Consider the following 11,295-nt stretch of genomic DNA (forward strand, 5'->3'; position numbering starts at 1 on the left):
CAGACTTATCCATATTATTGTCCTGTGTGAAGAGATGGCGGTCTGGCAGCATTGACCAGATGTGACACATCGCAAGAAACAGGCCGTCACTTTACACACAGGCCGATGCCTGCGCGGGGTAGGGGGTGATGCAGGGGGGGGGATGGGCAGAGAGGGGAAGCCCGGCGCTGGGCCGGGCTAGAATCATTCTCCACTTTTTACGGCAATTGTTCCATCGTTGAAATCCTGATTCAGGCTAGCCATCCTAACCATTGTGACTTCCCTTTTTGCCTGAATAGCTTCAACGGTGCTGGCTGTCAAATTGCCAGACGCAAGAAGGGTGTTTTGCGTGTCTAGATCGGCTTGGAGTCGGTTCTTTAAATCCATGAGCGCTGGGTCGATATCAAGTTTCCGGTGCCATCTCACCAGCAAGGAAGCTAAATACGGGCTAATAATTCCGGCCAGCATAGCGATTATACCTTTCGCTGATGTAGGTAATACGTCTTCTGGGATTAGAGCTGCGACTCCAATAAGAACGCCGCTCACGGAAGCTGTTACATTAGTAGTGTTGAACGGCTTCGGTTGGTCAACTCCGCTCATTGGTGGAGACTCCTTTGCCGTTAGCATCCATTTCTTTTTGGGTTATACTTCCATCCGCTTCTTTTCTTATTAGAATGCTTGAAACTACCTGTCCGTCTTTCTTGTAATAAACGTAAATATCTTCTGAGAAAAAATATTTGGAATACAAGAATCTCGCGTAAAGCTTTCCCAGCTTGGCAGTGAGGGGTAGAAGTGACGCGAAGCAAATTGCGACTATCCATAGCGCGATTACTTGACCAGACAAAATCGACCTCACTTGCTTCTATTAGGAGCATCCCAGTTTCGAAGAACTTCCACTATAGCACGATCAATTGTATTACGCGATGGTCGATAAGTTGTCGTCGTTTCTATTTTTACCTGATATCTGTCATCTTTTTGGAAGGCTTGTTGATTTTTGGAAACTTTCTCCAAGAAGGCTGTATCCACAAGCAGCACAGAGTGTTCTGCGCCATCGGGCATAATTACCTTCCAGCCTTTTCGTGATCCGAAATTAACTTGGGAAAATGTGACGGTATGGGTTTCAGTTTCAGATTTTATCTCTTCAAGAGACCCTTTAGGTAATCTTGAGAATTCTTTGATTTCTTCTTCGGTTATAACTTGGGTTTCTTGGTTGTTAGCATCGATAACTTTAAAAACAGCATCTTTTTTGTCCATTAGCGGCGCTTGAATAACCTTGAACAAGGACTCGCGAATTTTTGAATCACTTACAAGCTTGGCTACGTTTTTGTTAGCTTTGAAAGAGCCCTGATCTGTAATAATGGTAGCTTCTTCGCTATCCCCTTCAATAACTACAGAGGTGATTTTCCTGTTTTTGATTTGTTGAATTAATTCGATTACAGTGCTTCCTGTGAAGGTTGCTGCATGCGCCAGACCAAGCAGGCCTAGCACTTTCACGATGGTGGAGTAGTCAGAAAGCAGCGAGAATACAACCTGTAACGAGCCCTTCTTTGCAGGGGTAGTCACCCTAAGCTTTACATCAGCCGACCCATTGCTAATTATCTTTGCGGTGTCCTCAATTAAGGCGTGAAGACCTAATATAGCTTCGCCTAGAACCCTGGCGTCAATTTCATGATCTTCTAGGATGTCTTTTTTAGCATCGTAAGATATGGTGAATCGCTCTTCGACTGGGGATCTATCCTTGTTTTTTTTGATGATTCCATTTTTTTCGCGGCCTATGCACGTATGTGTTGGTTACTTATATAGCGAATAGCTATAATTATGTTCAGTTCTGTTGCTCTACGGGCGCACAATCCGCCCATCCTGAAAACCACCCGCCAGGCCTAATTCAGCCAGCACCGACCTCGGCCACTTGGCGTCTACTACCTTGCCGACTCTCACGCCTTCCGTGCATTCCATATCAGCAGCACCTTCGCGTGGATCGTCACGTCGTCGATCCGCGCCGTCTGATTCTCGTAGTGCTGGTTGTCCGAGATCAGCCGGTAGTGATCTTCATCAAGCCGCATAACCCGTTTGATGTACAGGTCATGAAGCCAGGTCAACACGTAGATCCCGTCACCAATAAAATCCTGAACACCCTTGTCCACGATGACCAAATCTTTGTCATTGATGGTGCCTTCCATGCTCTGGCCCCAACCATTGATCATCGCTAGAGCAGTCTTGGAGGTATAGGTCACTCCCTTCTCGCGAAGTATCTCTTCACGAACGACCAAATTCCGCACGACCTCTGTGTAGTCGGGTGGGACTTGCCCGTGGCCCATTGCCGCGCGAACGTCGTACTGGGGGATAACGATCTCTTCGTTCGTTGGGCGCAAGCTGGCGAAGTTGGAAGGCTGGTATGACTGACCTGGGTCACTTGGGGTGTCAGCCTCGGCCGCGGCGGCAAGCATTGTTTCGCGAGCTTTTTCGGAAAGATTTCTCCCTGCTTTCGACGAGAGCATTTGCGCAACAAGATCTGCCGTAGACATACCAGGCTTTGATTGATCAGCCGAATTCACCTCAGGACTGCCAACTCCGTCAGACAACCAATCAGGCGAGCACTCAAGCGCCTTTGCCAAGGCGAGAAGGTTTTTGCCCTTGGCGCCATTGGTCCCGTTCACCCAAAAACTGACCGTCGCTTTTGATACGTCAGTCAATTTGCTGATGTCTGTCGCGTTCAGGTTCAAGGCCTTCATACGCGCGGCTACACGATCTTTGAATTCCATATTTAGGATTCTAAACGCTTCATTGTTTAGATAACTTGCCTTGTGCTGTTAAGAACTCTAAACTCGACGTAGACATCGGAGAAAAACCATGACCTACGACGAAGCCCTGACATTTTTCGGCACCGGCCGCGCTATCGGCGACGCCCTCGGCGTGACTGGCAGCCGAGTATCTCAGTGCCGTGCAACAGGCGGTTTCTCCTACCCAATGCAGTGCGTTCTGGAAAAGGAGTCGAGCGGGGCGCTTATCGCCAAGCGCGAAGACGACCCGGCCCAGGCACTGAAGAAATCTGCCGCCTAACCACTTCATCAGCCACAAAGGAAAACACCGCATGTATGACGAGCCGCGCCACTTGAAAGATCGGGAGATCAAGTCCCGCTATGACGACGAAACCTACGAGGCACTGAAGGCAGTGGCGAAGTTGCACAAGCTTCAACTCGCCGTCTTCGTGCGCATGTGCGTTGAGGAAAAACTGGAAAGCATCATCGAGACCGATGTTACCGAGAAACGCCAGCTGGCCTGAAGGCCCGCAAGGAGGCCTACGTGCCCGAAACCACGATCTGCCACGGGATCGATGGACGGCTCTACGAAAAGCTTGAGCGATTGGCGAAAGCAGCGGGCATGACGCCCGAGGATTACGCAGCTCAATGTGGGACGGAGCGGTTCTTCGAAAAGACCAGGCCAAAAGGCGCCGGAAAAATCCGGAATCTGCCAGTACCAAAGCAGACGCCGGACTCAATAGGCCCTGATAAAGGAGGGACTGATGAAGCCCTTGAATGACCAAACCACCAAATCGCAGGCGAAAAAAAACCGGGCTGCAACCCCCGGCTTTTCCAACGCACTGAACAACACTCTGTGAGGTGATCCTACATGCACCAGAGCATTCAAGGCAATACCCAATATCTCGCGCCACAAAACGGCAGTTACGAAAACGTGGCGCGCACGATTTCAATGAGCAGTCTGGAAATCTCAGAACTGACCGGCAAGCAACACAAGGATGTCATCCGCGACATCCGCGTCATGCTTTCTGCACTGAAAGCAGATGGCGCAGATTTGCGCCATGTCCGTGAGGACAAGGACGGGCGCGGGTACACCGCCGAATTCCATCTTGATCGCGAGCTGACCGAGACCCTGCTTACCGGCTACAGCATTCCGCTGCGCCGCAAAGTGATCCACCGTCTGCATGAGCTTGAGCAGATCGTAGCCCCTCGCGTCATCGCCACGCTCCCTGACTTCTCCAACCCTGCCGCCGCCGCGCGCGCCTGGGCCGAACAGTTCGAACTCCAGCAAGCCGCCAACCAAGCACTGGCCATCGCCGCCCCCAAGGTCGAGTTCGTAGACAAGTACGTCGAATCAACCGGCCTCAAGGGCTTTCGCCAGACCGCCAAGCTCCTGGGTGCTAATGAGGCCCGCTTCCGTGAGTTCTTGCTCGACAAGAAGATCATGTACCGCATGGGTGGCGAGTGGCAGGCCTATCAGCCTCACATCGACGCAGGCCGCTTTGACGTGAAGACCGGCACCAGCGAAGGCGGTCACGCATTCAACCAAACCAAATTCACACCCAAGGGGGTCACCTGGGTGGCCGGTCTGTGGGCTCAGTACAAGTTGGAGTGTGGAAATTGAGCACAACAATCATGAGCGCCTGCTGGCCCCTGTCTATGTCCTGCACTCAGAAGGCCGTGTTGATCAGCCTGTCTGATAACGCGAACGATGAAGGGGTTTGCTGGCCGTCCGTTGCGAAGATCGCTGTACGCACCTGCCTTTCGGAAAGGGCGGTTCAGGGTGCAATCAAATGGCTGTGCAAAGCGGGAATTTTGACTGTCACCGAGCGCATGGGACGTTCCACTGTTTACACCATCACCCCCGAATCATATGCACCCCCGCAGGATATGCGCCCCGCACCAGATGCACCCATACCCCCGCAGCTAACGACAGATACCCCCGCAGCAGCTGCACCCAGAACCGTAAGAGAACCTTCACTTGAACCCAAGAAGTCCCCGAGTGCCTCGGCGACCCATGATCCGGTCGAAGCGGTACCCCACGAAAAAATCCGTGAACTGTACAACTCGATCCTCGGTGGAAAGCTGCCTCGTTGCATGGGCCTGACCGATAACCACCGTAAACACATCCGCGCTTGCAGCAACCTGAAGCTCGACGGTGGCTTCCCAGTCCGCGAAAAGGGTCTGGAGTTCTGGGAGGGGTTATTCAACGACGTGCTTGATTGCCCGTTTCTGCTTGGAACAAATAACCGCGCCTGGGCTGCCGACTTTGAGTTCTTGACCACCGCGACGAAGATCCAGCGGTTCATGGAGGGCAAATACGATGCACGCTGAACGCCCCTTGATCGCACTGGAAGCAGAGCACGGCGTGCTGGGTGGCCTGATGCACGAACCGTCGCTGTGTGAAGACGTGGGTGCATTCCTCGGCGCCGAGGACTTCGGCAACGAATGCAATGGCGCCCTGTACTCGCTGATTCTGGGCTGCCACTCCAAGCAGGTATCGCCCGACCCGATTTCGCTCTCCGAGATCCGTTCGGAATTGCCCAATGGCGACAGCACCTTCGTGTATGCCGTAGAGATCATGCGCAACGTATCGGGTTCATCCAACGTCAAGCACTTCGCCGGGATCATCCGCGAGCGCTCCAAGGCCCGCCAGTTGTATCAGGCAGCCAACGAAATCATGAACCTCGCGATGAGCACCGGAACGATCGCCCAGCAGATCTCCGCTGCGCAGGCGATGATGATGGATCTGAGCGCTGAGGAGGAGACACCGGACGTCGTGACGATGAGGCAGGCCCTGGGTCCTGTCTTCGATGACATGGAAGAACGCCGAGCCGGCACTCAGGTCATGGGCGAAGACTTCGGCCTGGCCGATCTCGACAAGATCGTCAAGACGCTTCGTCCCGGCAATCTCGTCATCATCGCGGGACGCCCTGGCACGGGCAAGACCGTACTGGGCACCGGTATTGCCGATCGCGTGGCCATCAAAGGCGGCTCCTCACTGATCTTCTCGCTGGAAATGCCGACCAAGGAGCTGGCCAAGCGTTCCCTGGCAGCACAGGCCGGTGTGAGCCAGGAGATGATCGAAAGCGGCTTGGCGCTGGAAGACGACGACGCCAGTGCGCGGCTTACCGCCGCTGTGGCGAAGCTGGCCGACGCTGACGTCAGGATCTGCGACAAGGGCGCGCTGACATTCGCCCGCATCTGCAGCATTGCCAGGTTCCAGAACCGTGCGAAGAAGCTGAGCCTGATCGTCGTTGATTACCTCAGCCTCATCGCCACCGACCCGAGCAGCAAGCTCCAGAACCGCAACCTTGAACTCGGCTCCTACACCCGCGGCTTCAAGGCACTGGCAAAGGAACTGGGCATCCCAGTGGTTGTGCTCGCTCAACTCAATCGCAGCATCGAGAACCGTGCTGATCCGAAGCCAAAGATGAGTGACCTGCGCGACTCCGGCGAGATCGAGCAAGACGCGGACGTCATCATCATGGCGCACCGGGACAATGACGCTGACCGCGGCGGCAGAGGCATCACGGACGTCGATGTGGTCAAGGTTCGGCATGCCCAACCAAGGGATTGCGTTCTGCAATTCCAGGGAGAGTTTGCGCGCTTCGTCAATGCAGACCATTCGGCCTACGCCCGTGAGTACGCCGAGCAGCCGCCGGCCGCACGTCCATCGGCCCGTTCCATGATGGGTTCCTTCAGAGGTGGCCGGGTATGAAGCAGACCATCTTCGAAAAAGACGGCTACAAAATGCGCTCACACTCCGAGACCCGCTGGGCCGGGATGATGAATGCACTCCGCATTGATTGGCACTACGAGCCCCGGCTGGTGAAAACACGCCACGGCTACTACTTGCCGGACTTCTATCTGCCTCGCGCAGAGGTCTTTGTTGAGGTGAAAGGGCCTCGCCCGAGTCAGGTTGAGATCGAAAAGGCGGTGGACGCGGGCTTGGTTACAGGGCGCCTAGTGGTCATCGTCTGCGGTGATATGAATATGTGCTATCCGGGCATCGCCGGGGGCGAGATTTTCGTTTGCTCCAAGCGTGGGGCCATCCGCTACAGCACCTTCGAATTCCACAAGATCATTCTCGCTGGCTTGGGTGAAGAGACCTATAGGCGATACCTGCTCGCTGGAAACAAACATCGCCAATCGGGCTTATTCAGCGTTGCGGAGTTAATGGACGAGGTTTTGATGGATTACATGGATCGCACAGGAAAGGAGCGATACCTGTCCTCGGTGGCCAAGCCGCTGAATACGGAAAAAGCTGCGCGTCACGCTCAAACCAGTCCGGCCGAATGGGCGCTGATCAAATTCTTTGAAGTCGTCCGCTCCAAGGAGGCCGCCGCATGATCGTCACCAAACACAAACACCTACTCAAAGCAGAGGCTGAGTACGGCCACCTGGTAGCGCTGTGCGGGAAGACGGTATCGAGCCGGGCGATTGCAGGGGAAGGGCAGGCGACGTGCGCGAATTGCCGGCGTCAGCTAGCGACCCAGCCAGAGAGCAACGTTAGCGTGATCCGGGGGTGCGTATGAACAACTACATCGAACGAACAGGCCGCGCGCTGAATGTGCTGTGGGCTCAATACAACTCATGCCGCTACATCGCCAATAGCAAAACCGGTGAAGTGCGCCGCCTGGCCATGAAGCTGAAGACCAAGGCCCTGATCAAGCACGACCGGATTATGCGGGGTGCGCCATGACCAACACCATCTGGATCTGCATAGCCCTTATCACCCTGGTAGCCGGATACGGCGTGCATCACAAAGTTCAGCGGGTCACTGCGCCTGCTCAGGTGGGAGTTTTGTTCAGATGAGCGACCAGATCATGCTTTGCAACGCCGCAAAATCCGCTGGCATAGGCCCGGTTCTCTGCTACGAGTCAAGCCGAAACTGCCTGAGAATTGGCGCGCGCGACAGCTATACCCGGTGGCGTCCTCTCACGCATAGCGACGATGCCTTGGCTCTTGCCGTAGCTAACCCGGCTATCGACCTCAAGTTTGTCATTCAGGAAGCTTGGCAGGCCCACGATGATCAGCCGTCACGCCTCGCCTACGTGCGACGAAAGATCGTCCACGTTGCCGCCGAAGTCGGGAGGACGATGTCATGACCTCCCAAGACCAATTCGAAGCATGGGCAAGCGAGCACCTGCCCACCCTGTACCTGACCAAAACCGATCAGGGCAGTTATGAGAGCACCGCGACCGGGAATTTCTACGCGGTTTGGAGCGCGCGGGATGGGGAGATAGCTCAACTCAAAGCCACGGTCTCCGACTACGAAATGGGTGTTGAGGCTGCCAAGGAGGAGATAGCGCGGCTTAAGGGGGATGTCGAGGGACTTCGCGAGGAGTTAGAACCCCTTGGCGCTGAACTGGAGAAGACAGAGCTTCGGGCTTTGAAGTATATCCACCGCTTCAACGCTGCCACTGATCTTGGGCGCGAGCTCCGGGTTGCCTTGGAATCGATTGCGGCGCTGGCTGACCATGTCCCGGCTGCAAAAATTGCCCACGATGCACTGGAGCCATTCCGCGCCCACGCTGCGGCTAAGGCGATCGCCATGAGCAAGGGAGAGCAGCCATGATCGCCAGCCTCCCGCAATCCGTATTTCTTCCGCAAGGTTTTCATGCTGGAAAGGCTGGCGGTCGGATTTTATTCCTGTCGGGTGTGGCGAACAAGGTGGTTCGCCATGACTGAATTCGCCCTCAAGTCCACCAGCGACATCGCCCGGATCATGGGCTACCTGCATGCCACTGACCTGACTAAGCCGAAGCTGGTGGTGATCAAGGACGAGAAACGTCCTGACGTCAGCAACCGGAAGATGTGGGCAATGCTGCGCGACGTCTCCCAGCAGGTCGAGTGGTACGGCAAGAAGCTCTCCGACGAGGATTGGAAGCACATTTTCAGCGCCTCGGTCGAGAAGCAGCGTGCGGTGCCTGGGCTCGACGGCGGATTCGTCGTGCTGGGCATCTCTACTCGAAGGCAGTCTCAGAAGTGGTTCAGCGACCTGTTCGAAGTCATGCATGCCTTCGGCGCCGAGCATGAGGTTCGCTGGACTCAGGCTGACCTGTGGGGTGGCCGCTATGACTGAGTTCGCAAAGGGCCTAATTCGGTCCCTCATCACGATCCTTGAGGCCGGTTATCACGCCCAGCCGATGGCCTGCCAGTTCGGGGGTGGGCTGTGATCGGACAGGCAGTGAAGAAGTCGCCGCCGACGCGCAAGCAGAAGACCTGCGCCAATACCGCATGCGGGGTTCAGTTCACCCCGCAACGCCTCGGCCAGAAAGTGTGCGGCCCTCGATGCGGCCTGGCCATCGCCCCGGTCAACGACGAGAAGGTGCGCAAGGCGCTGGCTCAGATCGAGCGCAAGGAAGTCCGGGCTCGGAAAGAGAAGCTGAAGAGCCGCGGCGATCACCTGCGCGAAGCCCAACAGGCATTCAACGAATACATCCGCTGGCGTGATCAGTTGGCCGGGCACTGCTGCATCTCCAGCGGCAAGCCTCTGGACTGGAGCGGCAACGCGGTAGATGCCGGCCATTACCGCAGCGTCGGCTCGGCACCGCACTTGAGGTTCGACGAGCGCAATTGTCATGCGCAGAGCAAGCAGGACAACCGATTTCTTTCAGGCAATGCCGTCGATTACCGGATCGGCCTGATCGCTCGTATTGGACAGGCTGCCGTGGACGAGCTTGAGGCCGACCAGTCGGTGAAGAAATACACCATCGAAGATTTGAAGGCCATCAAGGCCGAGTTTCGGGCAAAGACAAGAGAACTGAAGGCGAGGGCAGTAGCATGATCAACCTGAATTCCGCGCGGCTTGCCTGGCACGATGCGCTGTACACACCCTGGGACAGCCAAGGCTCCTACATAGAACAGCTCGGCCGGCTGGGCTGTACGGTCCAAGTGACAGCCAAAGCGGTCAATAGCCGCCACGCCATGCATCAGTCAGTTTCGGCCCGCATCCAGCACGCGATTGCGACACTGCCGCCGCACCTGCAGGCGTTCGGCAACTACCTGTATAGCCCAATTGCCACGGTGGACGATAAGGAAGAGGCAGAAGAGACCATGTTCATGGCAGCCTACCGCGCGGGGCCAAAGATGTATGCGAAGAAATTCGAGAAGGCTGAGCTTGTAGCGCGGGGCGTGCTGTACCGGTATCGCCGCATACATCAGGGCGGGCAGAGTGAAGGAGCGGACCCGTGCCCGTCGCCGGAAGCCTTCCGTTCGTGGCTGCTGAGTGTGCTCGGATTGGAGCTTGACTCACGCAACTGGGAGCGAGAGTGGGAAGAGTTCGTGCAGGCTTGTTTCGACGCATGCAACGACCTGGACAAGACTGCCCTGGTCCCTGTCTCTTTGGCGATAAAAGAGATGAAAATTGCTGCTTGACGACAAATGTGCGGCTCAGGCATCATTCTCTCCATTGTGACATTTTCGCCTCTGGCGAATTTCACCAGAAGCCTCGCCATCGTGCGGGGCTTTTTTTTGGCTATGAAGTTCTTCTTATTTTAAGATGCGCGGCTCACTTAATGTATGGAGACCGCACCGTGAAATCGAACTCGTTTTGGAAGGCCGTTCCCATTGCCCTTACTGCCGCATTGCTGGCTGCGTGTGGTAATTCCGTCGAGGGGACTTACACCATGGTCAAAGGACCAGTGAAGGGGGTGAAGCTCACATTGGGTAAAAACACGTTCTCAATGGATTCTGGTGCGAGCGGTAACTACGAGGTGAGCGGCGACAATGTCATCTTCACTGGCTACACATTCGCCGGAACTATGCATCTAGAAGGCAAAGATCTGGTGAACGAAAACTTCCGCTTCAATCGAGACTGAGGCCTCGACAGAGGCTCTCTGATTTGTCTCACCGCCTCTAACTGAAGCCCTGCCATCGTGTAGGGCTTTTTTATGCCTGAAGAAAAACCAACCAACGAGGAATGCCGAATGATGAAGCGACTCACCATGTACCTGGGTTTTGCGCTCGCCGCATGCCTGTCCTGTTTCTCCCTGACTGCGCTGGCCGACCCGGTGACTTCCGCCTATCACATGGTTCGCTCCATGGGCGAGCCGCAAATCGTGGCGTTCAAGCGTCTGGAACTGACCCTGACTGCATGGCGAACGGGCAGCCAATCCACCGACGAACAATTGAAGTCCAATCTGCGCGCATCCAGCAATCACTTCGAAATGGCGTCTGCCAAGCCCAAGCCCGAGAGCTACGGCCTGACGATCTGTTGAATACGCCTGGATGCTGGAAAAGCCCGGACCACATGCCGGGCTTTTTTGTACCGCCGAGGAAAGCCGCTACCCAAGTGGATGTTTTCCCGGATGTACCGGTTTCCCCAATCCCTCGGAATCTCTGATCGCCATGTTCAGCGAGGGCCTTATTCGTTCCTGTTTCCCTCGTGCTGCTCCTCCAGCGCCTTTGCCCGGATGTCTCGGGCCTTTTATTCCCGGAGTCACCAATGGAACCAGCCTCGACCTCAGCCGCAGGAGCACTGCTGGCGAAGTACGGCGTTGCGCTTGCTGGTTTCGCCGGTGCAGTTCTGTCACTGACGTTTCTTCGCGGA

The 11,295-nt window shown here is 55.6% G+C and carries 18 protein-coding genes and 1 pseudogene; 16 read left to right on the forward strand and 3 right to left on the reverse strand.

Annotation, left to right across the window (positions count from 1 at the left end):
• Nucleotides 1-183 precede the first annotated feature (183 nt).
• From CE491_RS00735 to CE491_RS00745, 3 genes are all read right to left on the reverse strand, one after another.
• Complete coding sequence (locus tag CE491_RS00735) at nt 184-579, reverse strand: hypothetical protein (RefSeq protein WP_110946472.1); 396 nt, start codon at nt 577-579, stop codon at nt 184-186.
• 252 nt (nt 580-831) lie between these two features.
• The gene (locus CE491_RS00740; RefSeq protein WP_110946473.1) at nt 832-1,542 is read right to left on the reverse strand and encodes a hypothetical protein; all 711 of its coding nucleotides are present in this window, start codon (nt 1,540-1,542) and stop codon (nt 832-834) included.
• A gap of 371 nt (nt 1,543-1,913) precedes the next feature.
• Nucleotides 1,914-2,741 (reverse strand): S24 family peptidase, encoded by an 828-nt coding sequence (locus tag CE491_RS00745; RefSeq protein WP_110946474.1) that lies wholly within the window; start codon nt 2,739-2,741, stop codon nt 1,914-1,916.
• A gap of 88 nt (nt 2,742-2,829) precedes the next feature.
• Between CE491_RS00745 and CE491_RS00750 the strand changes: the two genes are divergently transcribed.
• The 16 genes and pseudogenes from CE491_RS00750 to CE491_RS30560 all read left to right on the forward strand — a co-directional run.
• A complete protein-coding gene (locus CE491_RS00750; protein ID WP_110946475.1) occupies nt 2,830-3,039 on the forward strand; it encodes a hypothetical protein in 210 nt (69 codons plus the stop codon).
• A 31-nt stretch (nt 3,040-3,070) separates the two neighbouring features.
• Nucleotides 3,071-3,262 (forward strand): hypothetical protein, encoded by a 192-nt coding sequence (locus CE491_RS00755; RefSeq protein ID WP_110946476.1) that lies wholly within the window; start codon nt 3,071-3,073, stop codon nt 3,260-3,262.
• A gap of 20 nt (nt 3,263-3,282) precedes the next feature.
• Nucleotides 3,283-3,519, forward strand: coding sequence for a hypothetical protein (locus CE491_RS00760; RefSeq protein WP_110946477.1), 237 nt, complete (start codon nt 3,283-3,285; stop codon nt 3,517-3,519).
• Between the two features lie 90 nt (nt 3,520-3,609).
• Nucleotides 3,610-4,362 (forward strand): phage antirepressor KilAC domain-containing protein, encoded by a 753-nt coding sequence (locus CE491_RS00765; protein ID WP_110946478.1) that lies wholly within the window; start codon nt 3,610-3,612, stop codon nt 4,360-4,362.
• A complete protein-coding gene (locus CE491_RS30095) occupies nt 4,359-5,072 on the forward strand; it encodes a helix-turn-helix domain-containing protein (protein ID WP_199884923.1) in 714 nt (237 codons plus the stop codon). Before CE491_RS00765 ends, CE491_RS30095 begins: the two co-directional genes overlap by 4 nt.
• Entirely contained in the window at nt 5,062-6,459 is a 1,398-nt protein-coding gene (locus CE491_RS00780) for a DnaB-like helicase C-terminal domain-containing protein (protein WP_110946479.1), read from the forward strand. The genes CE491_RS30095 and CE491_RS00780 overlap by 11 nt, the downstream gene beginning before the upstream one ends.
• Nucleotides 6,456-7,091: a PDDEXK family nuclease gene (locus CE491_RS00785; RefSeq protein WP_110946480.1), complete on the forward strand. Its 636-nt coding sequence runs from the start codon at nt 6,456-6,458 to the stop codon at nt 7,089-7,091. The genes CE491_RS00780 and CE491_RS00785 overlap by 4 nt, the downstream gene beginning before the upstream one ends.
• Nucleotides 7,092-7,272: 181 nt before the next feature.
• The gene (locus CE491_RS30100; RefSeq protein WP_199884924.1) at nt 7,273-7,443 is read left to right on the forward strand and encodes a hypothetical protein; all 171 of its coding nucleotides are present in this window, start codon (nt 7,273-7,275) and stop codon (nt 7,441-7,443) included.
• A 109-nt stretch (nt 7,444-7,552) separates the two neighbouring features.
• Nucleotides 7,553-7,849, forward strand: a complete 297-nt coding sequence (locus CE491_RS00795) for a hypothetical protein (protein ID WP_110946482.1) — start codon at nt 7,553-7,555, stop codon at nt 7,847-7,849.
• Nucleotides 7,846-8,319: a hypothetical protein gene (locus tag CE491_RS00800; protein ID WP_110946483.1), complete on the forward strand. Its 474-nt coding sequence runs from the start codon at nt 7,846-7,848 to the stop codon at nt 8,317-8,319. The genes CE491_RS00795 and CE491_RS00800 overlap by 4 nt, the downstream gene beginning before the upstream one ends.
• A gap of 105 nt (nt 8,320-8,424) precedes the next feature.
• Nucleotides 8,425-8,826, forward strand: a complete 402-nt coding sequence (locus tag CE491_RS00805) for a recombination protein NinB (protein WP_110946484.1) — start codon at nt 8,425-8,427, stop codon at nt 8,824-8,826.
• Between the two features lie 105 nt (nt 8,827-8,931).
• Complete coding sequence (locus CE491_RS00810; RefSeq protein WP_110946487.1) at nt 8,932-9,531, forward strand: recombination protein NinG; 600 nt, start codon at nt 8,932-8,934, stop codon at nt 9,529-9,531.
• Nucleotides 9,528-10,121, forward strand: coding sequence for a hypothetical protein (locus tag CE491_RS00815; protein WP_234407463.1), 594 nt, complete (start codon nt 9,528-9,530; stop codon nt 10,119-10,121). The genes CE491_RS00810 and CE491_RS00815 overlap by 4 nt, the downstream gene beginning before the upstream one ends.
• A 158-nt stretch (nt 10,122-10,279) precedes the next feature.
• Nucleotides 10,280-10,564: a hypothetical protein gene (locus tag CE491_RS00820; protein WP_110946485.1), complete on the forward strand. Its 285-nt coding sequence runs from the start codon at nt 10,280-10,282 to the stop codon at nt 10,562-10,564.
• A 108-nt stretch (nt 10,565-10,672) separates the two neighbouring features.
• Nucleotides 10,673-10,963 carry a hypothetical protein gene (locus tag CE491_RS00825; RefSeq protein ID WP_110946486.1) on the forward strand — a complete coding sequence of 97 codons (291 nt, stop codon included), beginning with the start codon at nt 10,673-10,675 and terminating at the stop codon, nt 10,961-10,963.
• Between the two features lie 227 nt (nt 10,964-11,190).
• Nucleotides 11,191-11,295: pseudogene (locus CE491_RS30560) on the forward strand (peptidase M48, Ste24p); the annotation flags it as partial.

The sequence above is a fragment of the Pseudomonas bohemica genome, assembly GCF_002934685.1.
Taxonomy (GTDB): Bacteria; Pseudomonadota; Gammaproteobacteria; order Pseudomonadales; family Pseudomonadaceae; genus Aquipseudomonas; species Aquipseudomonas bohemica.

Excerpts from the sequence above, each read along its gene's own strand:
- CE491_RS00795 (WP_110946482.1), top strand. The coding sequence starts at position 7,553 with ATGAGCGACCAGATCATGCTTTGCAACGCCGCAAAATCCGCTGGCATA.
- CE491_RS00805 (WP_110946484.1), top strand. The coding sequence starts at position 8,425 with ATGACTGAATTCGCCCTCAAGTCCACCAGCGACATCGCCCGGATCATG.
- CE491_RS00765 (WP_110946478.1), top strand. The coding sequence starts at position 3,610 with ATGCACCAGAGCATTCAAGGCAATACCCAATATCTCGCGCCACAAAAC.
- CE491_RS00780 (WP_110946479.1), top strand. The coding sequence starts at position 5,062 with ATGCACGCTGAACGCCCCTTGATCGCACTGGAAGCAGAGCACGGCGTG.
- CE491_RS00745 (WP_110946474.1), bottom strand. The coding sequence starts at position 2,741 with ATGGAATTCAAAGATCGTGTAGCCGCGCGTATGAAGGCCTTGAACCTG.
- CE491_RS00815 (WP_234407463.1), top strand. The coding sequence starts at position 9,528 with ATGATCAACCTGAATTCCGCGCGGCTTGCCTGGCACGATGCGCTGTAC.
- CE491_RS00800 (WP_110946483.1), top strand. The coding sequence starts at position 7,846 with ATGACCTCCCAAGACCAATTCGAAGCATGGGCAAGCGAGCACCTGCCC.
- CE491_RS00755 (WP_110946476.1), top strand. The coding sequence starts at position 3,071 with ATGTATGACGAGCCGCGCCACTTGAAAGATCGGGAGATCAAGTCCCGC.
- CE491_RS00735 (WP_110946472.1), bottom strand. The coding sequence starts at position 579 with ATGAGCGGAGTTGACCAACCGAAGCCGTTCAACACTACTAATGTAACA.
- CE491_RS30100 (WP_199884924.1), top strand. The coding sequence starts at position 7,273 with ATGAACAACTACATCGAACGAACAGGCCGCGCGCTGAATGTGCTGTGG.
- CE491_RS00785 (WP_110946480.1), top strand. The coding sequence starts at position 6,456 with ATGAAGCAGACCATCTTCGAAAAAGACGGCTACAAAATGCGCTCACAC.
- CE491_RS00750 (WP_110946475.1), top strand. The coding sequence starts at position 2,830 with ATGACCTACGACGAAGCCCTGACATTTTTCGGCACCGGCCGCGCTATC.
- CE491_RS00825 (WP_110946486.1), top strand. The coding sequence starts at position 10,673 with ATGATGAAGCGACTCACCATGTACCTGGGTTTTGCGCTCGCCGCATGC.